The following is a 26,889-nucleotide window of genomic DNA, read 5'->3' as shown; positions in this document are numbered from 1 at the left end:
ATTCCCGCGCGGTTAGTCTCGCCTATCATCGTATCTGCGACCCCGACACATCTGGGCACAGTTCTCACGAGTCGGTACTGAGCAGGTACTCGTACAACGATTCTTCAACTGCGGAGTCAAGCTCAAGGTCGACCTTGATGACAGGCAGATCCTTGTCCTTGCCGGGCATGAACGTATCGACAGCACCCTGCGGATCGACAGTACCGAGGTAGTAGTGCTCGGCTCCTTCGGCGTCGTGCTTTTTCACGAACAGGTGGATGGTGTAGGCACCCGAAAGAATCTTCTTCTCCAGCGGACTACTCGTCGTTCTGCCTGACTTTGAGAACCACACCATGTCTCGTGGACTGAGGAACCCGTCCTCGTAGGAGACAGACAGGTCAGTATCTGGCCCTTTGTGGTAGGTGACGAAGATCGTGGCAGTCTTCGTCTTCTCATCCACCTTGTATCCGAACATGGTGGCGGTCTCGTTCTGGTCCCATCCAAGCAGGCGACACACGTCCTTACGCGTGTACTGGTCGCCAAGGTTGAGGCCACCCTGCCAGTTGCCTCGGATCCTGCACAGTCGGAGCCCCGTGTCGATGAGATCATCAACGTGGGCACGGAAGGACGTCGCCCACTCGATCGAATGCAAATCGTCCGTCGGCTTGTACGCGCGATACAGGCTGGCGACATCCGGATCGAGCACGAGGCCGCGATCATCGATGGTCGCAGGCGCGACGCCACCAAAACGAGCACGGTCAATATCCTTGAAGAACTTGCCGGTGACCACCCGCACAGCGGACGTAACGACCTCGGGAGAGGATGTCGTGCCGGCCCCGTCCAACAGGGAAGCAACATCCGTCCGCCCCATGTGGCCACCACGGTTGAGCAACTCCCGGAGAATGAGCAACTCGTGGGGGCGCTTCCCTGCCAGCAGTTCCACTGAGAGAAAAGACAAGAAGTTCTTCTCCAGTGACGTTGGCCCAAGGCCGACGAACTTGAGGAGATGCAGCAGGGACCAGTAGTTGAAGGGCTGGCCGCTGGCTGCGACGATATCTGGGGACAGAAGATCGAAGTTGACGAAGTCGCCCAACCGAGGGACCCTCTGCAGGCGCTGCATGAGCGTGTTGATGTCGTGCCGGATTTCGCGGCGACCCGCCAGCTTCACCTTGTCGAGTGAGGAGAGGATTCGCTCCTGGGCGATGCGCTCGAAACTGATGGTCGAGGCGCCCTGAACATCCGGGCTCCTCACGTGTTTGCGCACCGTGTTCTTCGAGCCGTCCTGGACACCACCCAGGGCAACGGGAATGAGATAGTTCGTGTCGTAGTTCGCGATGAAGTCGATGACGCGCACGTGTGTCTTGCCCGCAGCTTTGCGCAGGCCGCGCCCGAGCTGTTGGGTGAAAATGATGGCGGACTGGGTGGGTCGTAGGAGCACCACCTGGTTGATGGCGGGGATGTCGATGCCCTCGTTGAAGATGTCGACGGTGATGAGATAGTCGAGACGGCCCTGGGTGAGGTCATCGATGCCCTGCTCACGCTCTTCTTGGGTGTTCGCGCCAGACAGTGCCCGAGTTCGCAGTGGTCGACCATCAATGGCACGCTCGTTGAGCATGGATGCCAATCGAGTCGCTTCTTCGTTCCGCGAGCAGAAGATGAGGCCGCAGACACCGCGGACACGCCCGTAGGCCCGAAGCTTGGAAACGATGTAGTCGACCCGCTCATCGCTCGTGAGCTCCTCCAACCTGGACTGCCGGGTCATCGACCGTTGTGAACCATCCGTGTAATCAGTGATCCCGTAGTAATGGAACGGTGACAACATCTTCGCTCCCAGAGCATCCCGGAGCCGGATCTCGTAGGGCACGTTGTAGTCGAAGAGTTCGAAGATGTTGAACCCGTCCGTACGCTCCGGCGTTGCACTCAGGCCAAGAAGGAAGCCTGGCGTGTAGTAGTCGATGAGCTTCCTGTACGTGCCGGCACCACTGCGGTGCACTTCATCGATGATGATGTAGTCGAAGTGGGAGCGGGCGAACATGCGCCGGTTGTCCCCCTTGGACAGCGACTGCACGGTCGCGAAGCTGAAGCGAGCATCCACGTTCTGCGTTCCTCCACCGAAGAACCCGATCTCGTGATCGGCAAGGCCCAGAACCTTCTGGAACTCCAGCGCCGCCTTCTTCGCAATCTGTTCACGATGAACCAGGAAGAGAACACGATGAGGATCGAAGTTCTTAACCGCGAGCGCAGCGAGAATCGTCTTGCCCGTACCGGTGGCGGAGATGATGAGCCCGCGTTTCTCCCCTGCCTCATACAGCTTGTCGAGTTCTTCGAGAGCATCCGCCTGCATGGCATTCGGGCGAATGACGACCCTCGAATCGTTTGCTTCCAAGGGAGTGTCATCGTCAGCAGTGACGATGACACGGCGCCGGCGGCGCCGCTCGTAGGCGGAAATAAGTTCCTCAGTCAGCGGCTGAGCGCGCCCGATCTGGAACTGCACAGCAGCCGCAAGCTGGCTCGCCACGTCACCGTCCCGTTCAGCGGAGAACTTGAGGTTCCATTCAGCATTGAGCTTGAGGGCATGGGCGGTCAGGTTCGACGAGCCGACAATGGCGGTGGTACCAGCCTCGTGGTTGAAGATGTAGCCCTTGGCGTGGAAGCCCCGGTCTTCATCCGCCAGGTACACCTCGCAGTTCTCCAGCAGGAGGAGCTCGCGAAGATCGTCGGGATCGTTGAAGTCCAGATACGTCGAGGTGATGATCGTGCCACGCGCCCCCCTCTCCACAAGAGCATTCTTGAGGGCCGCCAAACCATCGGAAGAAATAAAGGCAACAGAGAAGACAAAAGATTGACAGCTCCTCAGCAGGGAGTTGATCGCGGTGAGCATCGTCGCTTCACCGGTGTTGGAGATGAGCTGAGGAGAGTACTTCTTTGAGGCGGGAAGAGTGCGGTTGATGTAACCGAAAAGAGTATCGGTGTACACCGCTGACTGCTCAGTCATCCCGCTCCTTTCGCCTACAGAGCAGCGTAGCCGAAACGCGGCGCTCTGATCGTCAAAACCACGTGTGACCGACCAGGACGGCAAAGTACCGGCCCGTCCCCGAAAAATGCTCGCCCATACGTGTCCGCAGCCTCTCCTACCGTGGGAATACGCAGTAAGGGGACAATATGAAATCGGATCTGGGAGGCATCGTTACGCCATTCGCCTGGATCAACGCATCTGATCGGCGAATTAGTAGCTACTGGTGGTACAAGCCTGACATTCGCCCCTTCGAACATGTGCCCGGCGAGAACGCTGCATGGTTCGTTCGCGAGCTTTACCACGAGCACTGCCGAAGTATTCAGGATGCTTACTGGAGATTCTTCGAGGATATGAATCGTTGTGTGGGATGCGGGGAATATGCGGTTTTCTACCCCTCCATCATCGAACACCTCGGGCCCGACGAAGACGATGATTGCCGCACCTTCATGAAACTGACACGACGCTATTCACAAGCCTCAATGCCAGAAGCGGTCGCTCTTGGCTATGACCCGAGTACGGTTGAGGAAGCTTTTATCACCGCTCGTGAGTTCTTCGAGGATCACACTCTCCCCTACTTCTTCGATGATCCACGTGAGCGAGGCAGAGCCCTTGGCCTGGCCAGCATTCGATCGCGACAGGAGACACCTGGTCACTAATGGACGAGGCAAACAACCTTGCCGACCGAACAGCCTTAGATCACCGGCCAACAACAGACGTAACGACAGTCATCCGGTCGAAGGAGGCGACGCTACGAACCGAGGCTTGGCTCTACGAAAGTGTCCCAATACTGACCGAAACATAGATAGGCTCAATTCATGACACGTGGCGCCGATAAAGAAGCGAACACGGAGGGCAGGCAAGCCCTCCAAGCGTTTCTGCTCGATGTTGCGTCGCTCGAGGAACTTAACCCGTGGCTCGTGCGTGACAACATCTTTGAGATCCTGAATCTAGCGCACAACGAAATCCGCCATTCTACGATGATCAGCTGGCTCTTGGATCCGATGGAATCCCACGGTCTTCACGGCGCAGTGTTGGAGCACCTCTTCCAGTATGTCGCCTCGCAATCGCTGGTTGATGACCCCCTCGTCTTTAAGGTGCTCCTACTGGATCCGGTCAACTTCGAGATCCGACGCGAATACGAACACATTGACATCCTGGCGGTCAATGACAGGGACACAGTTCTGGTCGCTTTCGAAAACAAGATCTGGTCGGGCGAGCACGACAACCAGCTCCGTCGTTACCAATCGATCATCGACAAGAACTTCCCCGGTTACGATGTCTTGCGGGTGTACCTCACCCCAGACGGCGCGGAGTCGTCGAATCCTGATCAGTGGGCCTCCATGTCCTACACCGACCTCATCGACATCATCGCGCAGGCGCGATCGGGTGCGCAGCTCACCACGACAGCCGAATTGCTCATCGATTCCTACATTGACATGATCAGGAGAAATATCGTGACCGATCCCGAACTCGTTGACATCGTTGCACGTATCTATCGTAAGCACCAGAAAGCCATCGATCTGATCATCAAGCATCTCCCCGACGATTCAGAACTCGTTAAGGCAAAAGTCATCGAGTGGGGGAAGGAGAACCTTCCCTCCTTCGCATCCGAGTCGCGCCCGGACCAAAAGGGATCGTGGTTCCGCTATCGCTTCTATACAGAAACGATGCTGAATCTGCTCCCCAAAACCTCACAAACTGACGCTTGGGATGGGCTGACGTTTTGGAACTACGAACTTGCGATTGACAGCAAGCCTTCAGGTATCAAGTTTAATATCCAACTTGTCTTCAACGAATCATCAGCAATTGGAAACAGAAAGTCTCAGCTAATTGAAACAGCGGAATATCTGAGGACGGCTGCGGAAAGTCCGTGGAAACTGGCCGGCCATAACAAGCGCGACAGACTGTACAACATCTTCCTGCTACCCGAGACGACCATGGAAATGGATCCGAGGAATGTTTCGCCTGAAGACCTGGTCGAATTGGATAACTCTCTCAACGCTGGGCTTGCTCGAATTCGGGAGTTCGAGACCAAGCTTGTGCAATCGGAATGGTACCGAGCCCGCATCTCGCAGACACCCGCCGACACCGTCTAAGATTGCCTCTTTGCAATTACCACGTGCCCGAATGGAGTGCCCGCCTGCATCCGGGTGATGATGCTATGCGGCCGCGAGACACGTGAGAATAGCGACGCCGCCGGGAACGAGGACGGCCGGCGAGAAACCAACGGTGACCCGCATGGTCAGGCCGGGGCTGAGCATGATAACCCTGCCCCCACCCCTGGTCTCATCCTCCACGAGGTGGCGACCGCGGTCGCTTCCTGCAGCAGTGCCATCGCCTAGGCCTATGATTCGCACCAGTCAGGGACGATTCCCGTACCTACCCTCGTCACCGCCCACAGTTCCGCCCTCCTTTGGACCGGCGACCGACAGTTGATCGCCACCGTTCCCGATCTCAACGAGTCATCGCCCACGGGGTGAACTACCAGCAGGCAGGGTGACGAGACACCGACACGACGCTCCCTCACCTGAGAGCTACTCGTCATCGATAAGAGCTAAAAGGGGCGCAGAGTTGAACTCTGCACCCCTCTCGTCTGCCCACCTAGGTGGTGACGGTGTCGTGGTTCTTAAAGAACTCCTCCATCGTCGCGTACGAGGTTTGGGTGCCCAGCTTGGTGGCTGAGCGCGCCGCGTACATGTTGGCCATGCCAGGGCGGCTACAACGTCACCATCCTCGACGAGGTAATGGCTGAAGCAGCCAATGAAAGCATCCCCGGCACCGGTGGTGACCTCAGTGGCGGGAAGGAGGACTTCCCTCTCCTTGGTCATCCACAGCACTCCCCTGGCCCCCAGGGTTACGATGATGATGACATGCCCGCCTCGAGGAGTGTCGAGGCCGCGTTGCGGATACCGTCGAGGGACTCGACGGACATGGACGAAGGCGGCCACCTTCTGGTCGGGGTTGACGAGGATCCAGCGGGTCGCCACCGGGAACTCGTCATCAACGAACTCGATCTCGCCCTGCGACAGTTGAGAGCAAAGACCGGAAAGAGCGCTACTGAACTTATCGACGGTGAAGCGCTTGATTCTCTCATCTAATACAGTCGCAAATTCGTCCTCCATAACGCCCAAGTCCGCCCTAAACATGGGCTAGGTCAAACGGTCAGACTGGAGGACTACTTCACGGAGCAACGAAGGATGTTCAATCGAGAAGTCCAGTTGAGTACTCTTGGAATGCTGTGGGGCGGATCCATTGGTCAAGTAGTCAGAGTGTCGACCAGGAAGGCATCAACTTGAACCTCGCATTCCCCAATTTCTTCCCTCCGATCGGTAACGAGGAGAATTGTTAAGGTATCGCCAAAGGTGTTCTTCCCATCCGTCACGGCTACCGTAGCCACTGGCGACTCCGACAAGGATTGGCTCAGTCTCAGCAAGGCCTTATCGACGCCCGCCGGAGTCACTCCACATTTCTGGACCTCACCGATATCTGACGTGTGGCTCCATGAAGACGATCAAGAACTCGCACCCCAACCTGATAAGTACTCTCCTGGCATCTCTGTCGACGTATGGCCGCTCTGATCAACAACAATTACATCGTCACGAAGCGCCGCGATGTCACTTGGCATAATTAAGATCCGCATCAGTTATCTCACTGACCATGCAACTTCCTGACTGTGACTTCAACGCCGAAATGGAGAGTTTGAGGAGAGCGTAAAATTTCACTGGAGCTAACGGTGCCTATATAGAAATTTACTTAACCTTGTTATCCGTGAATCTGCGATGTCACCAGACGGTAGAATGTACCGCATATGCGCTGGCGCGTCGTCAGCCAACAGCCAATTGATCTCGGACCCTCCTGCTGGCCAATATCCCCAGAGACTCTCGACTAGACTTATTACGGACGGTTTACGATTCGGACAGCGCCGCAATTGCTGGACCGCAACCCGCCCTGTGACTTCCAGGAACCAGCGTTCAAGCCGCTTACTGCTAGTAACTATCATCTGGAACAACTTGTTATACCACTGTGATCCATCAGTTCGCGGATACTCCAACGCGAGCCGGTTATCCGAGGACCTCCTGGACCACGTCCTTCCACCGGAGTCAACAAACGTCACCAATACAAATTCGTCAACTACGGAAAAGGGCTCGGGTCTAACCTCCACGGGGACCCGAACAACGAACTGTTCCCCCGGCGATAGGCAGGAAACCCTGGAATCAGCACGATCACCTACTGCCTCGAACCGATAAAAGTCATCAGAACCGGGTGCCGCATGACGAATTCTCCTGTAAAAACTAATCTGAATATCATGAACAGGTTCGTCACTTGCGTTAAATAGACCTATCCTGAAGTTATTCCAAAAGCCATCTGTACCGACATCATCACCAGTCCCGGAGGAGATGAAGTTGACGCGCTGGGCCTGCTTCTCGGGTGAGTTCCCGCCATCGGAACTGCGCCATGCTACTTCTGAATTTGCCGAGAAAAAAGAAATATTCAGGTTAAACATCTACGTCTAATCCTCCCACGCGGGCTTACATCGATGACTCAGGTTTCGACCTACCCCCGTTTAAGGTCCAGTCGACATGATACTTCGTTCTACTTGTCTCTATGCTGCTCAGGCGTATTCTATTGGGGTCATGTAGCCCAGGAATGGCTGCCACCCCCGTATTCTAGTGGTGCTTCAAGTCAATTATGAGGCTTCGTGCGCGGGTCTAGTTACAATAGGTGCGAATTAAAGTGGTCTAGCTCTTCTTCGGCTTGAGATTATTCACCTTAGCCCTGATTTTGGCGTCGGCGAGGTCACACTTATCGGCTACCGGAGAGTGCGCCGTGGATTCGAAAACCAACCTCATGAGGAATACGAACTAACCTGCAGCCCTCTAGAAGTAATGAACAGTCCCAAGTAGTCTAAGTCGAATGCAACTGCGGCGTTCTCGCTTTAGATGATAGCCACTGCCAGTGTTTGAACAAGGGAGAACATTTCGCTTCGTATGCCCTGTATCTTGTTATGCATGGCCGACTTCACCCAAAGCCCATCCGAGCTTTCGATCGCTCCTGGCTCCAACATCATTGTTCGAGACGAGAGGTGGTTGGTTACCTCAGTGGCGAGGGCAACTGACGGAATTCGTATTAAGGTCCGAGGACTTTCGGAGTACGTCCGTGACCACGAAGCGACCTTCTACTCAGCCCTTGATCGTATCGAGGTGCTCGACCCGACCAAGGTCGAGGTTGTTGCAGATACATCACCTAAGTACCGTCGTGCACGCCTCTGGCTCGAAACGGCACTGCGCCAGACCCCGATTCCCCTCTACCAGGAGGATCTGTCTGTTGCGCGAAGCATGCTACTCGATCCGCTCGACTACCAGTTGAAGGCAGTCACGAAGGCTCTTTCGACTAAAAATCCGCGACCCCGTGTTCTTCTAGCCGACGCAGTCGGCTTGGGTAAGACGCTCGAGATCGGCATGATCTTGACCGAGCTCATTCGCCGCGGTCGTGGCGAGCGCATCCTCGTTGTCACCCCCAAGCACATTCTCGAACAGTTCCAGCAGGAGCTGTGGTCACGTTTCGCTATTCCTCTCGTGCGCCTGGACTCACTGGGCATTCAGAAGGTCCGTCGTACGCTCCCGGCATCCCGCAACCCGTTCACGTACTATCCGCGGGTCATCATCTCCATGGACACGCTGAAGTCCCCGAAGTACCAGGCGCAGTTGGAGAAGGTGAACTGGGATGTTGTCGTGATCGATGAGATTCATAACGCGACGACAGCCGGCACTCAGAATAACCGGCTTGCCAGGACACTGGCCCCTCGCACTGAAGCAATGGTCCTCGCATCGGCAACCCCGCACAACGGAAATGTGGACTCGTTCAAGGAAATCCTGCGGTTACTCGACCCAACCTCCGTCCTGCCCGATGGGTCTATCGATCACGAAGTCGCCAACCGCCTGATCATTCGCCGCCACCGGCACAGCGCTGAAGTGAGTCCATTCGTCGGCGACAAATGGGCCGTCCGTGATGAACCGCAGAACATTCTTGTTCCGGCCTCGAACATCGAGAACAACATCGCCCAGGAACTCCACGACACGTGGATTCGACCAGCTAAGGGGCACTCCGGAAGGGATGCATTGTTCCCGTGGGTCCTGGTGAAAGCATTCCTGTCGTCGCCGGCAGCGTTGGCAGAAACCTTGAAGAACCGCCTGAAGAACGTGACAGGCTCAGGTTACGAGGAAGAATCGAACCTCAAGCATCTCATCACGATGAATGACGAACTGACGCCAGCCACATCGGCGAAGTACCAAGAACTCCTGTCGACACTCAAGAAGATCGGCGTCTCGAAGTCCTCACCGACCCGCGTCGTTATCTTCTCTGAACGTGTCGCCACCTTGCACTGGCTTCAGGAGAACCTCGCCAGGGACTTGAAGATGAAGGCGGGGGCAGTGGATATCATGCATGGCGGCCTCACTGACCAACAGCAGATGCACATCGTCGATGAGTTTAAGAAGGAAGATTCCCCTCTGCGCATTCTCGTCACGGGCGATGTGGCGTCCGAGGGCGTCAACCTTCACAGCATGTGTCACCATCTCATCCACTACGACATCCCGTGGTCACTCATCCGCATTCAGCAGCGTAACGGCCGCATCGACCGCTACGGGCAGAAGCACAGCCCGAAGATCTTCTCCCTCATTCTGGACCCGGAAGAGTCCGGTTCCGTCGGTGAAGTCCATGTCCTCACTCGCCTCATCGAGCGAGAGACAGAAGCACACAAGCTCATCGGCGATGCTGGTGCACTCATGGGTAAACATTCGGTGAGCGCGGAGGAAGACGAGATTCGTGACGTGCTCCGCGGGTCGAAGGACTTCGATGAGGTGGTTGCTGATCCGACAAAGCTTGACGATGATCTCGGTGGGCTCGACGACATTGACCTTCTTCTCCAGCAACTCGCAGAGATCCCGGACGAGCCCAACCACCTCGAGCCCATGACCCAACCTCCGACAGTGAGCTTGTACTTTTCGGAAGCCAACTACCTCGCGGATGCTCTCCGTGAGGGTTTCAACGATGTCCCAGAGAAGCCGGAAAAGGCTGGTGGCGTCTCCTTTGAACGTCACGCCAATGACATCATCGAGCTTGTCCCCCGCCCTGATCTGCGCCGACGCCTCGACTTCCTTCCCCAGGACTACGTCGCGGATCGACGGGTTAAGGAGAAGCTCACCTTGGCGACATCTGTCGGTCAAGCCCGCGATCTGCTCGATGCTGCCCGCAAGGGCATTGGTGGGTCCACGTGGCCAACAGCTCACTATCTCGGCCCTCTCCACGTCGTGACTCAGTGGGCAGCCGATCACGCCCTCGCCCATATGTCCCGTGGCTCGATTCCCGCGGTCTCCGCAAACGTGGCCGCACCAACCGTGTTGCTCATGGCAACGCTGACAAACAAGCGGGGGCAGGTTGTCTCCCGCGCCTTTGTCGCGTCATCGGGCTACTTTGACACTCAAGTCGTCTCTGATCCCATCGCCTGGCTGACGAGTGTGGGCCTCGGCGAAGATGCTGTCAATACTGGATCAACGAGGGTTCCGGATAATATCGGTAAGCTCATGACCGAAGCAGTAGGGGCCACCGAGGGCCAGATCCAGCCGATGATGATCGCGGCCGAGAACCAGGCCCAAGAGAAGGTATCCTCGTGGAGCGAGCGCGCGCGTGCCTGGCGTGGACTGTTTGATCAGATAGAGCATGCAGGTGGACGGGCCCGAACGACATCAAAACTTATTGATCAGGAGGAAGGCATTGTCGCCTCTCTCGCGCCCGACCAGCGCCTTATCCGTCCCCTCGTCGTTGTTGTACCGGAACAGGAGAACAGCCGTGGCTGATTTTGAATCGATCGTCAACGTTGATGAATGGATCTCTGACCATTACCTCACGACTGATGACACAAAGGGCGAGTCGTTCACTAAGGATGTTGCCACTCGCATCAAGGAGTGGAAGGAGAACGAGGCGGCTCATGCCACGGCGTCTCCGCTAACGCGACTGCTCTCCCGGCGCCTTGAGCTTCAAACGAAGCTCGCCACGCCAGACGACCATCACCCAGGCGACCTCCTCGCCGAAACCTTCGGCTACGGACGCACCACGCCAGTGATGGTCGAAGGCCACGGTGACGATCTGACAATTGATGCGTGGGTTGGATACCAGGGTTCGGTTTACCTGATTCATGCTGAGCCAATCGAGGACCCTGCCGAAGCTTCGGAGGCCAAGATTGCCGGCCAGATCCTCCTCGGCACCAAGGAACAGAAGGAGTATGCCGTCAAGAATGCTGTCGGGACGATCTTCTTGTCGGAGAACCCACCACAGTTCATTGTGGTTACCGCGGGCTCTTGGACCCTCCTCTACGAACGTGAGTCAGCACCGCTCGGACGGTACCTTGCCGTTGATGTTGCCCTCGCCGCCGAACGCAACGACACCAAGGCCAAGGGTGAGCTTCAGCGCGTTTCCTGCATTCTCTCCCGTGAGAACACCGAGCAGGCGGCCGACGGCACCACCTGGTGGACCCAGGTCCTCGAGTCGGCACGCGACCACGCGATCAAGGTCTCGGGTGAGCTTCGTCTGGCGATCCGCGAGTCCATCGAACTCATCGGCAACGACGTCCTCGAGCAGCGACGCGTGCAAGGACTGACCGACGAGATTGACGGCAACGAACTGGCCAAGCAGGCACTGCGCTACCTCTATCGCATCCTCTTCCTCCTCTTCGCTGAGGCCACCCCGGAACTCGAGATCCTTCCGACCGGCTCACCCGAATACGACGAAGGCTATGGGTTGACCCGCCTTCGCGAACTCATTCTTAATCCCCCGGTCTCCCACCAGGCCCAGCAGGGCCGTCACCTCTACGAGTCTCTCAACGTGCTCTTCCACCTGGTTGACCAGGGCCACGATCCTCAGGACGAGCTCCACCCTCAGTTCGATGCGGAGGCGACCGAGGGCCTCGCCTTCCGTAACCTCCGTGCCGATCTCTTCCAGTCCACGGCCACCTCCCTTATCGATCAGGTTGGCCTGACTAATAAGGCTCTCAACGACGTCCTCGAGAACCTCCTTCTGTCTCGCAAGTCCACTCAAGACCGTGGATTCATTTCCTACGCCACTCTAGGCGTCACCGAACTCGGTCAGGTGTACGAGGGCCTCATGTCCTACACCGGCTTCATTGCCGAAGACGATCTCTACGAAGTTGCCCCAAAGGGCAACCCTGAGAAGGGCTCCTGGGTTCTGCCCGTCTCGAAGGTTGATGAGGTACACTCGGACAGCTTCGTCATGGTCGAGGTCGAGGCACCCGAGGGCGGTACCAAGCGGGAGCGCCGCCGTCACCCCAAGGGTTCGTTCGTTTTTCGTCAGTCCTCGCGTGACCGCGAGCGCTCGGCATCCTTCTACACGCCCCAGGTTCTGACCGAGTTCACCGTCGGTCAAGCAATCGAAGTCCTTCAAGAAGAGGGACGACTCACGACATCCGAGGATGTTCTCACCCTCTCAATCTGCGAGCCAGCCATGGGCTCCGGCGCGTTCGCCGTCGAGGCCGTACGCCAGCTCGCCAACCTCTACCTCGAGCTCAAGCAGGATGAAGTCGGAGAGCGTATTAGCCCTGAAGAACGCACTCTTGAACTCCAGAAGGTCAAGGCCCACATCGCCCTGCACCAGGTCTACGGTGTCGACCTTAACTCCACGGCAGTCGAACTGGCGGAAATCTCTCTCTGGCTCGACACTATGACAGCCGATCTCAAGGCCCCGTGGTTCGGTCTTCACCTACGCCAGGGCAACTCCCTCATAGGAGCCTCTCGGTCGACCTACGATCTCAAGCAGGTCGCCACCAACCAGCACTTCGACGCGATACCCCGGCGCGAACCCCTGTCCGACCTTGCGCAGGCAATCGAGAAGGACTCCCCTCTCGACTCCCTCTCCGACCGCATCTACCATTTCCTTCTGCCCGCCAAGGGCTGGGGTGCAGCATCGGATGCGAAGGATCTCAAGTCGATTGCTGGCGACCAGCAGAAGGTGTTGAAGAACTGGCGGAAGAAGATCGTTCGCAAGTTCTCCAAGACCGAACTTAGGCAGCTCGAAGATCTCTCTCGCCGTGTCGAGGACCTGTGGCGCTTCGCCCTCACCCGCATTCAGATCGCTGAAGACCAGATCCGTCGAGATATTGATCTGTGGCATCGCCCGGCACGGCACACCGCTAAGAACGTCACTCGCGAAGAGATCGAAGCCGACCTCTTCGGCAACCCCGACGGCGCCTACCGGCGCCTCAGGCTGGTCATGGACATGTGGGCAGCCATGTGGTTCTGGCCCCTCTCCGACATCACGTTCGACGACAATGGCGAAGCAATAACACAGTTGCCGGACACAAAGGAATGGCTAGAGACTCTCTCTGACATTCTCGGACGCTCGGGTAAAGTCGATCGTCACCTTAGCCACGGCCAGATCGGGCTCGGGACCTCCATCGACTGGGATGAACTCAACGCCCAAGAAGACTTCGCCATCAAGGCCATGGGCACCAAGCCCATCGCCACCATCCTCGACGATCATCCATGGCTCTCCACTGTCATCGAGACAGCACAAGACCAAGCATTCTTCCACTGGGATCTCGACTTCGGTGCAGTCTTCACCAACGGCGGTTTTGACCTGCAGGTGGGTAACCCGCCGTGGGTGCGGCCTCGCACCGACCTCGATGCTCTCTACGCAGAGCATGACCCGTGGTTCCTATTGGCACACAAGCCCACCCAAGCCCAGAAGCGGTCGCGCCGCGATCTACATTCCCTCAACACCTCCGTTCTTGGTGGCGTCACCCAGGGCATCGGTGAAACGGTGACAACGTCTGCCTACCTAGGTTCGGTAGGTAATTACCCTCATCTCCAGGGACAACAGCCAGACCTCTACCGCGCCTTCATGGCGAAGACCTGGGAGAACTCATCCAAAGAGGGCGTCACCTCACTGATCCATCCAGAATCGCATTTCACCGAGAAGAAGGCAGCACGTCTTCGCAGGGGTGCTTATGAACGGTTGCGCAGGCACTGGCAGTTCGTCAACGAGTTCAAACTATTCGATATTGACAACCACGTCACCTACGGCATCCATTCATATGGGCGACGCCAAGATGAGCCTACCTTCCTCAACGCCGCTTCGCTCTACCATCCGTCCGTTGTCGAGAAGTCTCTTGCACATGACGGGACCGGACCGCTTCCCGGTTTGAAGGATGACGAAGGCAAGTGGGATATCCGCCCCCACAAGGATCGCATCCAACGCATCACCCCAGATGTCCTCAAGATCTGGCACTCTATACTCGAAGACGAGTCCACTCCCGTCAGCGAGGCTCGGATGGTCTACACAGTCAACACTGAGGCAGCGGCCGTTCTTGAGAAGCTCGCTGAGGCTCCTCGGGTTCGAGAGCTTGGATTGCAGTTCTCTCGAGGATGGGATGAATCAATCGACAAGAAGGCCGGGTACTTCGATGTCGGATGGAAGCACCCTGCATCGTGGGACGACGTCATAGTCCAGGGTCCACATCTGGGTGTCAGCCTGCCGATGCAGAAGCAACCCAATCCGACCATGTCGAGCAACAAGGACTGGGCCGAGATCGACCTTGAAGCGATGGACGAGGACTTTATTCCGGCGACGGCTTTACAACCCTCTAGACAAACTCGACCAACATATGACATTGACTATGGAAGTTGGCCCTTGCCGCACGGCGAACTGGTCGAACAACGCAAAGTCTTTAGAGTTGCCTGGAGACAAATGGCTGCAACTACGGGTTTCAGAACTCTCTACCCCGCGCTCCTACCACCAGGAACTTGCCATATTAATGGCGTCATATCTGCCGGCAGTCCTAAACAAGTTGAGGCTCGGAATACGGTTTCGTGTGGATCATACCAATCGTCGCTTTTAGCGGACTTCCTGGTTAGGAGTGCTGGCACGAATCTATGGCCGTCTTTGATTGGAAACCTACCGTTTGTACGTGGTGCCTTCACAAATCTGGTTTCCCATCGATACCTCCGCCTCAACTGTCTCACCCGCGCGTATGCTCCCCTCTGGGAGGAGCTGACGGGAGAAGCTTGGACGATGGAGACGCCGTTGCGGAAGGATGAAGACCGCCGTCAGGCACAACTCGAGATTGACGCGATGGTGGCCCTGTCGTTGGGTGTAACTGCCGATGAGCTGTGCATGATCTATCGGACTCAGTTCCCTGTCATGAGGCGTTATGACCACGAGGATCGGTTTGATGCGAATGGGCGGAAGGTGCCGAAGGAGGTCCTGAAGCGCAATAAGGCTGCCAAGGGCGAGGAACTCTCGATTGAGGATCGTTCGTGGACACATCCACAGTCGGGTGTGACGTATGTTTATGAGTATCCGTTCCGGCAGCTTGATCGTGAGGCGGATATGAGGGAGGCGTACGCCCGCTTCGAGAAGGAACTAGCGGAAGGTAGCTGATGACTAGCCTGATTCCGGTTCATGCTGCCAGTCATATTCGCGATGGCGTAAGTGAGTATCTGTCAACGAGCTTTTCGTTGGCTGATCACGATACTGCTGAGGCGTTGAAGAGGTTCTTCTCTGACCCGGAGACAGGCATGTTCCACGGCCCCTACGTTCGGTGCCGCCTGCCCTACGCTCAGGCAGAGAACTGGGAGCGTGTCCTTGAGTGGATGCCTTCCTGGTTCACTCCCTACCAGCATCAGGCGGAAGCGTTCCGCCGACTTCGCTCGTTCGATGGGGAGCAGGATCGAGTACCGGAACCGACTCTTGTCGTGACAGGGACGGGTTCGGGAAAGACCGAGGCCTTCCTCTATCCCATCATCGATCATGCTCGTCGCATGAGGGCCCGTGGACAGCGGGGCGTTAAGGCTCTCCTTCTTTACCCCATGAACGCGTTGGCGAACGATCAGCTCAATCGTCTCGAGGCTCTCTTCGAGTCTGACCCTGAACTCGATGACGTCTCCTATGGCATTTACACGGGTGAGCTGACCCGCGTCTCGCGTACTCGCAACGGAAAGCGGTCAACGTCGAAGAGCCGCGACACGCTGCAGATTGATCCACCGGATATTCTGCTGACCAACTACAAGATGTTGGATCAGCTGTTGCTTCGTCCCGCTGATCGGGAGATCTGGGAGCACTCTGCTACCACCCTTCAATATGTGGTTCTCGATGAGTTCCACACGTATGACGGCGCGCAGGGTACAGATGTCGCCTTGCTCTTGCGCCGTCTAGGCCTCATGATTTCTGCCTTCCAAGCAGACGATGAGAAGAGTTCATTCCCGTGGCCGCTCGGCAAGATCACTCCGGTGGCAACGTCGGCGACACTGGGTGCGAAGGGCGACGATCAGCCGATGCTCGCCTTCGCGGAAACTGTATTCGGTAGGCCCTTCACGTCCGATTGCGTCGTGTCCGAAACCATGGTGTCGTTGCCGCAATGGCAGGAGGAGATGGCCGAGAAGTTCGGCTCCCCCACCCTGACGTCAACCTCGGGTATGCCCGATGTTGACATCGTTGAGGCTGTTCTACGAGCGGTTGATGAGGGTGATGGTGATGAGGGAGAGCGAGCTTTTTATGCCTTTTGCGCCGAGGTATGGGGATGTGAACCGAAGCTCCACTCGGCTATTGGTGCCGCCGCACAGCACCCCCTCACTGAAGCTCTCTTGATCCACGCAGCAAGTGCAGCTCCCCTCCATCACCGGGATCTGGATAGGGTCGAATCCCTGCCGAACGTTGTGCTGGGCGAGACAGCACGCCGTGTCGGTGCTGAGCGGGCGGAACAGTTCATCACCCATGCTCTGTCCGCCATGTCGTTCATGCGCTCCAGCTTGGGCAAGGAGGATTCGTGGGGCGGTAAACGCTTCCCGGGCGTGGAAGTCCACATGTGGCTCCGCGAACTCTCTCGTATTGACCGGGCAACCGCGCTACCTGAGTCAGGTGCCATGTTCCGCTGGAGTGATGATGGGCCGGCGGAAACCTCCCATGATCAGGCTCCGTGGCTGCCCGCGTGCTACTGCCGTATCTGTGGACGATCAGGGTGGATGGTCAAACTTGACGCCGGAACGAACATTCCTAACTTCGATCAGCAGACAATCCGTCAGTCCTCGATCTTCAACAAGGATCTGCAGCGCGCGTTGATTGATGCGACACCGGAGCAACGGTACGCGCTCGCACATGATGAGCCTGTCACAGGCCCACGAAAGGCTGACGATGATGCATCGGTCATGTGGTTGCACACCCAAGCTAATGAGCTTTCTCTACGTCAACCCACAGAGGAAGAAGAAGACTCACTCGCCTCGATCCCGGTTTTAACATTCAACGGCAAGGACGCCTCGAAACTGTCCGCCGATTCCACATGCCCCTCATGCGGGGAAACCAATGCGATCAGATACGTCGGTTCCTCCGTCGCCACCCTCTTGTCCGTCTCCCTATCCAACCTGTTTGGTATGCCCGGCCTGGACCGATCTGAGAAGAAGACGCTCGTTTTTACCGACTCTGTTCAGGACGCAGCCCACAGAGCTGGGTTCGTGCAGTCTCGGTCGCGCACGTTTGCGTTGCGAACCCTGACTCGCAAGCACGTCGGATCATCCGGAATTCGTCTTCACGAGCTCGCTCCATTGCTCGTTGAGTCGGCTGGCAAGGATAACCGGGCACGGTACGGACTCCTACCTCCCGATATCGCCGATTACGATAGCTTCCGTCCATTCTGGTCCCCCGAGTACCCGTCGAATCAGCGCAGCCAAGCAAAGAAGAATGCGTTGGCAAGGCTCGAGTTTGATCTCCTCCTTGAGTTCGGCCAGCGCGCACATCTTGCTCGCTCGCTCGTTTCGACCGGCTCTTTGTCCACTCAGGTGATCGCACCGGAGAACATCCTCATGGAGAGTGCGCGGGCGGCTATCGCTTCTCTCGGTGTCTTCGACTTTGATCGAGATAGCGAGTCACTCGTGCCGTGGGCGCAGGGCATTCTTGAGATGATCCGCCTTCGCGGTGGTCTTTACCATGACTGGCTTGGCACCTATATCTCCCACGACGCTAACAGCTACCAGCTCAACCGGTCGCAGTCCCGCGCCCGCGGTGTTCCTCGTTTCCCTCCAGGTGGCGCACCAGAGTTTCCACGTGTTAGCTCCTCGAAGCTGTCACGTGAAAAGGACCATGGTGTGTCAGCGGTGGCGAGTCCGCGTGGCCGCTATGCTCAGTGGACGGCACAATTCTTGGAGATTCCCGTCGATGCTGCCGCCCGGGCTATGCGAAGCCTCCTGGAGTCTCTCGCATCATTCGACATCCTCCGTGCAGATACAACGAAATCGGGTGGAACGGTGTACTCGATCCTCCCCGAATCAGTGGCTATCACCATCGAAGAAGATCCCCGTGTGCTGGAGTGCGAAATCTGCCATTCGCACCTCGCCGTTGCTAGCCGGGTACGGGAAGAGCTCGTCGATGCTCCCTGCCTCACCTTCGCCTGCAGCGGTCGGCTCCGAGAGACCCCGATAGAGGACAACTACTACCGGAAACTGTACTCAGCGACCGAACCCGGAACCGTGATCGCCAGGGAACATACGAGCCTTCTCGACAAGGACCTGCGCCAGGGGCTCGAGCACGCTTTCCGAGGTACTGAATCGGATCAGCTTCCGAATAGTCCGAACGTTCTCGTTGCGACACCGACGCTTGAAATGGGCATCGATATCGGTGACCTGTCCACGGTCATGCTTTCCTCCCTGCCCCATACGGTCGCCAGCTATGTTCAGCGAGTGGGACGCGCCGGCCGCTTGACCGGTAATTCCCTGGCGTTTGCCCTCGTTCAGGGCCGCGGGCAGACCTTGCCGAAGCTCAATGAGCCACTATCAATTATTTCCGGCTCGGTCGCTCCGCCCGCCGCTTTTCTGTCCGCCGTGGAGATTCTCCAGCGCCAGCTCACCGCTTTCATCATCGATTCCACGGATATTGATGCGCGCCTCCCCTTGCTACGCACGGCCCGAGATGTCTTTGCCAAGGCTCCCGCCTCTCAGAACCTGGTTGATGTTCTACTTGAGCGGCTGGACGGTGGCGTTGATAATCTCATTGATCGCTTCGAAGCATCAATTGCCCGTAATGTCGACGATGCGACGGTCAAAGATCTCCGTGACTGGGCAAGCGGTACCGGCACCTCATCACTCCGGTCGAGCCTGGTGCAAGCTCAAGATGACTGGCACACCGAGCGCAGCACTCTCCGTGAACGCAAAACGCGGTTGATCGATCGGCAAGCAGAACTCGATTCAGTCGAGGACCGTGACAACGACGAGCTAGAAGAAGAGCGCAGGACGACCCGCGCTTCCCTGTGGCACACCGACAAGTTGCTGAAGGACTTGACCGACGAACATTGGGTGAGCTCGCTCGAGCGATTTGGTCTACTTCCCAATTTCACGCTACTTGATGATGCTGTTGACCTGTCCGTCTCCGTGTCGAAGATGGACCCGCATACGCAGGTGTTCAACACCGAAGTCCTCGACTACCGACGTGGTATTTCCACGGCTATTGAGGAGCTTGCTCCGGGCGCCGTGTTCTATGCTCAGGGCGTCGCCGCGAGTATCGACTCGGTCGAGATCGGGCACCTGGGATCCGCGATCGAGTCTTGGCGACTGTGCCCGTCGTGCTCCTACAACGAGGTCGACATTGAGGGCCCGCGTCCGTGCCCGCGGTGTGGCCATAAAGGCTTCGCTGACCGTGGAGCCCTGCTTGACGTTCTTCCGATGAAGAAGGTCTCGGCCGAGGTCGAACAGACAAAGTCTGCGATCACTGATACAGCCGAAGATCGCACGCGGGTCATGTTCTCCATGCACGTCGGGTTCATGGTGCCGGAGCACGTTGAGATCGATCAGTGGTTCGTTCAGAACGGCTTCGGTGCTCAGTACCTTCGTACGGTCGATATCCGGTGGTTGAACCTAGGCCGAGGGAGCGGTGAGGAACGCGAGTTTGCCTCGCGCCGTTACTCGGCTCCTCTCTTCCGTGTCTGCCGCCATTGCGGTCACATCGATTCAGCGGCCGGGTCAAACTCTCGCTTTGACCATCGGCCGTGGTGCACCTACCGCGACAAGACCGAAGAAGACACCGTCGCATTTGCTTTAGCTCGCAATCTTAGAACGCAGGGGGTCCTTGTCTATCTGCCGGCTAAGTACACGGCTGGCTCTGATTCGCTCACGATGTCGTCTCTGCACGCGGCCATCCGATTGGGTTTCAAGGAAGTTCTCGGGGCTGACCCCATGCACCTCAACATCACGACCGTCAAAGTGCCCGGCGACGACCGTACAGTCGACGCTCTCCTTATTCACGATCTTGTTCCAGGTGGCACGGGCTACCTCAAGCAGTTCTCTCGGCCCGCGGATGTTCGAATGACTCTTGAGTGCGCGCTGGCCAAGCTTGAGGAATGCACGTGCGATGATTCCGAGCGCCTCTGCTGCCCCTCATGCCTGCTCCCCTACGCTCCACCACGCATGATAGGTTCAACGTCTCGTGAGACCGCCATCGCCTGTATCAAGGACCTACTCCACCCCACCGGAGATGATGGCGAGGTCGTGCCGTGGGAGGTTCAGGAGACCCGCCCCTCGATCGATGAAAGTTCGGCCCTCGAGATCCGTTTCCGGACAATGCTGCGTGATCGGCTCGACGACGATCAGGCGCAGGTCGTCGAGCGGAATACCGCGGGCGTCCGAACCTGGGATGTCACCTTCCGCAACGGAACCAAGTGGCGCATGACCGAGCAGAAGAACTTTGGCCGCACGATCCCAGACTTCTACTTCGAGCCGATCAACCATCAGTCCAGGGCCCTGGCCTTGTACCTCGATGGCGCCGCCTATCATGTCTCGGATCGTCATCACCGGGTTCGGGGGGACATTGCGAAGCGAGGCTGGCTCGCCAGCCAGCATATTCAGCCCTTCTCGCTCACGTCGGCAGATCTGGACCGGACCACTGATGGCACACTACCCTCGTGGCTCGGCGGTTTCAGGACGGCACAGGGCGCAAGTCAACATCTGAACATGGGTCCAGATGATCTCGACCTGGTCAGCAATTCACAGTTCGATCTACTTCTCACCTACCTCACACGTCCAACAGAACCGCTATGGGACAAGATGGCACCCTTTGCCGCCCTCAACACCATTCTTTCAACAACGCCAGAGAAGACTCCGAGAGGTCTGATCATGGACTATCCCGGTCAGGGAATAACGATGACAGCAACAGTCGTCGGAGGATTGCCTCAACCTCAACGCTTGTTCTTCGATGTGCCGGACACCGCTGTCGATCTTGAATCGTGGAACAACTTCCTCAACTTGGCCAACCTGGTCTGGTTCTCTGCTGACTACGTTGATGTCACGACAGAGAGCGACGTTGAGCCGAAAAATCCTGAACCTACGGTGGCATCCGAGACAGAACGAGCTGGTTCGATCTGGGAAGAGATCATGAACGAGTACGTTGACGATGATGACGTCACTCCTGCCATCGCCATCCTGGCATCAGCAGGAGCGATACAACCCGACTCGATCGGTGACGAACACGAGGGCGTCCCCACCGTCATGGCGTGGACTAACCACAAGGTCATCATCTTCTTTACTGCTGAAGACTCCGATAGTGCTGTTGAAACGAGCCTGACGACGTCTGGGTGGGACATCCTCTACGCCGATACTCTCACTTCACACGCCATTCCCGCCCGCTTACTCGTTGGGAGCAAGTCATGAGTGCATCCTTCTCCATTCACCACAAGCTCGACCTTGATGGTTCCCTCAAGAAGGAAGCCATGGACTTCCTGATGAAGCTCCAGCAGGATCCGTCCACGCCGGCTCTTCATATCGAACCCATCCATGGCACAGTGGATCCCCGCGTGCGAACAGGCCGTGTGAACCTCAAGTACCGGGCTGTCATGTTCGAATTGCGGGATGCGAACCAGCATCACTTCGTCATCGTCGACATCCTCATGCATGACGAAGCGATTGAAAAGGCCAAGAAGATCTCGCTCAAGATCAATCCCGTCAACGGCATCACAGAGCTCATCGAACTCACCGCACCCGAGATCGGGGATGCGGGACCCGGCTATTCTTCACGGGCCAAGGCCGAGCAGGCCGCCATGGATGCCTTTGCTCAGGTTGAAGCCGAGGTTTCTGAACAAGCGCCAGCCGTGGCGAGCCCGGGTGACTCGCTGACTGCCGCAGGGTTCGATGAGGAGACTCTCGTCTCCTCTCTCGGCATCTCCGATGCCGTTGCTGCCGCCGTCTTTGAGGTGACGACCGAGGAGGAGCTAGATACTGTTCTCCAGGGCCATCCCGCTTGGGAAGGCGACGCGATCCTGGGACTAGTTGCTGGCCTCAGCATTGACGAGGTCAAGGACAGCCTTGGCCTATCCTCCACTCCTGAGGCTGAAGCCGACACCCAGCTTATCGAGGGCATCAAGTCCCCTGCCGCCCAGCTCGAGTTCGCCTACCTCGAAGGCGCGACTAACGATGAGCTTCGCAACGTCCTAGAGACCGGTGACTTCAACAAATGGCGCGTCTTCATCCATCCCGAGCAGCGCGACATCGTCGAGCGCAATTTCTCTGGTGCTGGACGCGTTTTCGGTGGTGCCGGAACTGGGAAGACTGTCGTAACGGTGCACCGCGCACATAGGCTCGTGGGCGATGCAGAACATCCCCCTCGAGTTCTTTTGACCACCTATACCCGTGGACTCGCAGACTCGCTCAAGGACCACATGAGCACATTGGACCCGGTCTATCCCGTGGCAGACAAGCCAGGCGACCCTGGGATTCACATCTCAGGCATCGACGCCCTCGTCATCGGCATCCTCAATGGTGCGTCAGCCGATGAGATCAGGGCGGCTACCACCATGGTCCTCGGGCACGAGACCGCAAGTGTTCGCCCCTTCCCCCAATATGGTGAAACACGCGCATGGTCGGACGCTACCGACCTGGCCGAGACCGATCTTGCGCCCTCACTCGCGAACGAAACATTCCTCGCCCAGGAATACGAGACCGTTGTCATCGCCAACGGGATCACCTTAGAAAAGGACTATCTTCGCGTTTCACGCCAAGGCCGCGGCACTGCCCTCAGCCGTAGCCAACGTAAGGCTGTGTGGGCCATCCTCTCCACATTCATGACAGCCTCCGCCAGAGATGGTCAGCTGACCTGGCCGGGACTCGCGGCTGTCGCCTCACGCGTCCTTATTCGCCGCTCCGAAATAGATGGAAGCTACCTATTTGACCACGTCCTTGTCGATGAGGCCCAGGACTTCCACGCAGGCCACTGGCTTTTCCTCCGCGCCTGCGTCGCCCCCGGGAAGAACGACATCTTCATCTCTGAAGATGCTCACCAGCGCATTTACGGCCAGCACTACGTCCTCTCTCGATTCGGTATCGTCACCCGCGGGCGCGCCTCCCGCAGGCTCCGCCTCAACTACCGCACCACCCGTGAGAACCTCAGTTACGCACTGCAGGTCCTTGAGGGCACGTGGATCGATGCTGACGGTGTTAAGGACTCCATTCAGGGCTACCGATCCGCTCGTTCCGGGCCTGCTCCGCGACTCATCAAGTTCCAGAGTGAGGCGGCCGAACTTGGAGGAGTTGCTTCCCTCATCACCCGATGGCTTGACGATGATCCGAGTGCCCACATCGGGGTCCTCGCCCGCACACATCCGCTCGTCAATCGAGCCACGAGCGCGCTGACCGAACTCGGCATCCGGGCCGTCAAGACCGCACACGCCTCCGCCGATAACTCCAAGGTCCAGATCATGACCATGCACGGTGCGAAGGGCATGGAATTCACCCACGTGGTCCTCATCGGCGTAGACAACGGCCTCATGCCACAACCGTATGCCCTCAAGAACCTGGGGGACGCTGAGGTGAGCGATGCTATCCAGCGTGAACGCTCGCTCCTCTATGTCGCAGCGTCCCGTGCCCGCGATCAGCTCGTGGTCACGACGCACGGTGAGCCGTCAGAGCTCCTACCGGCCGAGACTTTGTCAAGCGCCCGCGCGTAGAGTCGTTGTGTGACCCACATAAACCTGCAACAACCCTACGGGAGTCACACAACACGGGCTGGACAGTTGGCTACTGTCAACCCACTCATCGATAAATCGGCGTTCGTCGTACTGTGGTTGCGAGTTCTTGGAGCTAGTCTTTCTGGAGAACGGGCCTAGGCAACTTCTCAACAGTGACATGCCACTCTTGAGAAGTCGCCTTTCTAAACTATCCCGTAAACAAGATGACGATCCTGAACGATAGCAAAGCGCCCCGAAATGACTTCCGGACGCTAGGAATTAGTCAAGAGAGCTAACAACAGTTCTTTACGACCCGGCTCCATCGTAACGGCGTCTATAGAAAATCCGAATGTCACAACCAAATGTATTATTTAGTCTGGTCCTAGTACCAAGGTCTGCGCGAGGGAGAGCGCGACCAGTGGAAGTTAGGAGAATCTCGTGCCCCGTTACCTTGTTGACAGGTCCTGATTGGCGGGTGTTGATTGGGATTGTCGGCCAGTCGCCCTGGCATGGTGTCTTGCCCCTGTCTATCCAATGATCCGGGGGGGGTGTTGCCACCAGGGTCGGTTGCCAGCATGTGATCGCTGATTAGGGGCTCGGCACCAAGAATGGATGAATCGCTCTGGGTTTGGTGGAGATTCCTGGGCTTGGAAACAAGGATGGAATAATGTCAGTTATGATTCGGCCTGGGTTTAGTTCCGACCGTTTTTCCTGTCACCGGACTGGTGTCAGGCGGGATTCTTGTTCAGTGTAGTAGGCGGTCTCGACCTCGAGCGGGCTGCGGTAGCCAAGTTCACCGTGGAGGCGTTTGTTGTTCCACCACCACACGTATTCCAGGGTTGCCAGCTCAACTTCTTCCACGGTCTTCCACGGCCCGCGCTGACGAATCAGTTCGGCCTTGTAGAGAGCATTAACCGATTCAGCCATCGCGTTGTCAAAACTATCGCCGACGGTCCCGGTAGAGGGCTTGGCGCCGAGTTCATTGACCCTGCTGGTGTAGACCAGGGACATGTAGTTCGAGCCGTGATCGCTATGATGGATCACTCCATCAAGGTCACCGTCGTTTTGCCAGGCAGCCATCTCCAAAGCTTGCAGTGGTAGCACGTCAGCTTTCAATGTCGAGGCAACATTCCAGCCGGCGATACGACGAGCGAAGACGTCGATGATGAAAGAGACGTAGGCGAACCCGGACCAGGTGGCGACATAGGTGATGTCGCAGACCCACAATTGGTTAGGTCGGTCAGCTACAAACCGGCGCTCCACCAGGTCCCCGGGCAGCGCTAAGCCGGAATCAGGGATCGTGGTGAAAGCCTTCTTTGACCTGCGAATACCTTCAACGTCGGCGAGTTTCATGAGCCTGTGGGTCTGATCGCGGCCGATGTCCCAGCCCTGTCGTTTCAGGAGCGCATGCATCTTGCGGCGTCCGTAGACGCTGTAATGCTCTTTGTGCAGGCGCTGGATCTCTGGAATCAGCAGCTCGTCTTTCAGCTGACGGGCTGACGGGGGCCGGCTCTTCGCGGCACGGTATCCACGGGAGGTGATAAATCCACGGACTGCTCCACGAAGCGTGGCGCAGAGGAACTCAACTCCGAAACGATCACGATAAGTATCGATGAAAGCGATCATTTCGTCCGTGGCCGGTCGAGTTCCTTCGCGAAAAATATACTCGCAGCTTTAAGCACCTCGTTAGCCTTGCGCAGCTCAGCGTTCTCACGCTCCAGTCGTTTATTCTCTGCGGCTAAGTCGGTCGTCACGCCGGGCCTTTTACCTTGGTCGACTTCGGCCTGCCGGTGCCAGGTTCGCAGGGCCTCTGCGCCTACCCCGAGCAGGTCCGCGACATGACGGACCGCGGCTGTGCGAGTGGGGTGATCGGGAAGAGCCTCGGAAACCATCCGCACCGCACGCTGCTTCAGTTCGGGGTCATACTTTCTGGGCATAGTGTTCCTATTCTGCTATAAAGCTCGGAACTAAACCCAGGCCGAATCACCTCGCCCGGCGGGTGCTCGATGACAGCGTTCGCCCTTTTGGTGACGTGAGCACATGCCTGACAGGCTGGCCGTAAGCCACGGGCACGGACCTGGCGTGTGAGCGTTTGATACGAGCCAGGAAATCCCAGACCGAGCAGTTCATCAAACAAGGTCTGAGCGAACAGGTGGGGATCCTCGATCAATCTCGCAGATACGTATTCCACAAACGGCTCAAACGAGCTCTCGGGTTTCTTGCGTTTGCCAGGCTCTTGCTTACCGATCAGATATGACCGGATGGTCTTACGGTCTCTTCCAGTGATTCGGGCGATCTCACTGATAGAGATTCCCCGACGATGTAATGCGTGGATATCCACGGCTTCCTCCTGTGTCAACATAGAGACAGGGCCTTCCTCTAGCTCGTGCGTGGTCGAATACCACTAGCTTCGAGGAAGGCCCGCCCCTATGAACGGAAGCGGCCCCGGGTGGGGAAATTCAATGAGCAGAACTGGGGAATTTCAACGAGCGTCATCAGCTACGTCATCCGCGAGGTCTACCACCTCATCAAAGCTCAACCAGCCACCATGCCACTGCAGAAAGCGAGTTGACAGATATAGGAGCGTCAACGCTCTCGCTGAGACGGTTAACGGATACTACAAGACCGAGCTCGTGCGCGGGCCGGCACATCCGGGTCCGTGGAAGACGATCGAGGATCTAGAACTGGCCACCCTGGGCCGGGTCCACTGGCACAACACTGAACGCCTTCACAGCTACCTCGCAGACGTACCACCGATCGAGTTCGAGAACACCCACTACACTGCTACCAGCACCCCCAACGTGCTGATCGGAATCAAATAAAAAGAGTCTCCACCAAACCCAGAGCGATTCATGTTGATCCCACCCTCGATCCGGTTGTTCGTCGCTGGTAACGGCACGTGTAGGTAGGC

Annotated in this window: 10 protein-coding genes and 1 pseudogene; 8 read left to right on the top strand and 3 right to left on the bottom strand. The window is 57.4% G+C overall.

Annotated elements, in window-relative coordinates:
- Positions 1-64: 64 nt before the first annotated feature.
- Positions 65-2,974, bottom strand: coding sequence for a DUF3427 domain-containing protein (locus H2O75_RS01335; RefSeq protein ID WP_182172621.1), 2,910 nt, complete (start codon positions 2,972-2,974; stop codon positions 65-67).
- Positions 2,975-3,141: 167 nt separating this feature from the next.
- Between H2O75_RS01335 and H2O75_RS01330 the strand changes: the two genes are divergently transcribed.
- Positions 3,142-3,651, top strand: coding sequence for a hypothetical protein (locus H2O75_RS01330; protein ID WP_182172619.1), 510 nt, complete (start codon positions 3,142-3,144; stop codon positions 3,649-3,651).
- Positions 3,652-3,810: 159 nt separating this feature from the next.
- Positions 3,811-5,091 (top strand): PDDEXK-like family protein, encoded by a 1,281-nt coding sequence (locus H2O75_RS01325; protein WP_182172616.1) that lies wholly within the window; start codon positions 3,811-3,813, stop codon positions 5,089-5,091.
- Between the two features lie 438 nt (positions 5,092-5,529).
- Here the strand turns inward: H2O75_RS01325 and H2O75_RS10870 are convergent, their stop codons facing one another.
- Entirely contained in the window at positions 5,530-5,823 is a 294-nt protein-coding gene (locus tag H2O75_RS10870) for a hypothetical protein (protein ID WP_259365322.1), read from the bottom strand.
- Between H2O75_RS10870 and H2O75_RS10865 the strand changes: the two genes are divergently transcribed.
- The 5 genes from H2O75_RS10865 (at position 5,740) to H2O75_RS01295 (ending at position 23,978) form a co-directional block, all read left to right on the top strand.
- Entirely contained in the window at positions 5,740-6,093 is a 354-nt protein-coding gene (locus tag H2O75_RS10865) for a hypothetical protein (RefSeq protein ID WP_182175301.1), read from the top strand. The genes H2O75_RS10870 and H2O75_RS10865 overlap by 84 nt on opposite strands.
- A gap of 2,001 nt (positions 6,094-8,094) precedes the next feature.
- Positions 8,095-10,851 carry a DEAD/DEAH box helicase gene (locus H2O75_RS01310; protein ID WP_259365273.1) on the top strand — a complete coding sequence of 919 codons (2,757 nt, stop codon included), beginning with the start codon at positions 8,095-8,097 and terminating at the stop codon, positions 10,849-10,851.
- The gene (locus tag H2O75_RS01305; RefSeq protein ID WP_182172610.1) at positions 10,844-15,445 is read left to right on the top strand and encodes a DNA methyltransferase; all 4,602 of its coding nucleotides are present in this window, start codon (positions 10,844-10,846) and stop codon (positions 15,443-15,445) included. Before H2O75_RS01310 ends, H2O75_RS01305 begins: the two co-directional genes overlap by 8 nt.
- Before the next feature lie 77 nt (positions 15,446-15,522).
- On the top strand, positions 15,523-21,690 hold the full coding sequence (locus H2O75_RS01300; protein ID WP_220462749.1) for a DEAD/DEAH box helicase: 6,168 nt from the start codon (positions 15,523-15,525) through the stop codon (positions 21,688-21,690).
- Positions 21,687-23,978, top strand: a complete 2,292-nt coding sequence (locus H2O75_RS01295; RefSeq protein WP_182172604.1) for a 3'-5' exonuclease — start codon at positions 21,687-21,689, stop codon at positions 23,976-23,978. The genes H2O75_RS01300 and H2O75_RS01295 overlap by 4 nt, the downstream gene beginning before the upstream one ends.
- Before the next feature lie 714 nt (positions 23,979-24,692).
- Here the strand turns inward: H2O75_RS01295 and H2O75_RS01290 are convergent.
- Positions 24,693-25,915, bottom strand: a protein-coding gene (locus H2O75_RS01290; RefSeq protein WP_182169478.1) for an IS3 family transposase whose coding sequence is annotated in 2 segments (ribosomal slippage) — positions 24,693-25,630 and positions 25,630-25,915 — 1,224 coding nt in all. Because the reading frame shifts where the segments join, the coding sequence is not laid out codon by codon here.
- Positions 25,916-26,566: 651 nt separating this feature from the next.
- On the opposite strand from H2O75_RS01290, the pseudogene H2O75_RS01285 reads away from it, so the two are divergent.
- Positions 26,567-26,800: pseudogene (locus H2O75_RS01285) on the top strand (IS3 family transposase); the annotation flags it as partial.
- Positions 26,801-26,889 lie beyond the last annotated feature (89 nt).

The sequence above is a fragment of the Flaviflexus equikiangi genome, assembly GCF_014069875.1.
In the GTDB taxonomy this organism is placed as follows: domain Bacteria; phylum Actinomycetota; class Actinomycetes; order Actinomycetales; family Actinomycetaceae; genus Flaviflexus; species Flaviflexus equikiangi.
Note: the sequence above shows the minus strand (reverse complement) of the source record. Positions and strands in the feature narration are given on the sequence as shown.

Bases quoted from the DNA above. Each gene is read 5' to 3' on its own strand.
- H2O75_RS01335 (WP_182172621.1), bottom strand. From the start codon at position 2,974: ATGACTGAGCAGTCAGCGGTGTACACCGATACTCTTTTCGGTTACATC.
- H2O75_RS01330 (WP_182172619.1), top strand. From the start codon at position 3,142: ATGAAATCGGATCTGGGAGGCATCGTTACGCCATTCGCCTGGATCAAC.
- H2O75_RS01325 (WP_182172616.1), top strand. From the start codon at position 3,811: ATGACACGTGGCGCCGATAAAGAAGCGAACACGGAGGGCAGGCAAGCC.
- H2O75_RS10865 (WP_182175301.1), top strand. From the start codon at position 5,740: ATGGCTGAAGCAGCCAATGAAAGCATCCCCGGCACCGGTGGTGACCTC.
- H2O75_RS10870 (WP_259365322.1), bottom strand. From the start codon at position 5,823: ATGACCAAGGAGAGGGAAGTCCTCCTTCCCGCCACTGAGGTCACCACC.
- H2O75_RS01295 (WP_182172604.1), top strand. From the start codon at position 21,687: ATGAGTGCATCCTTCTCCATTCACCACAAGCTCGACCTTGATGGTTCC.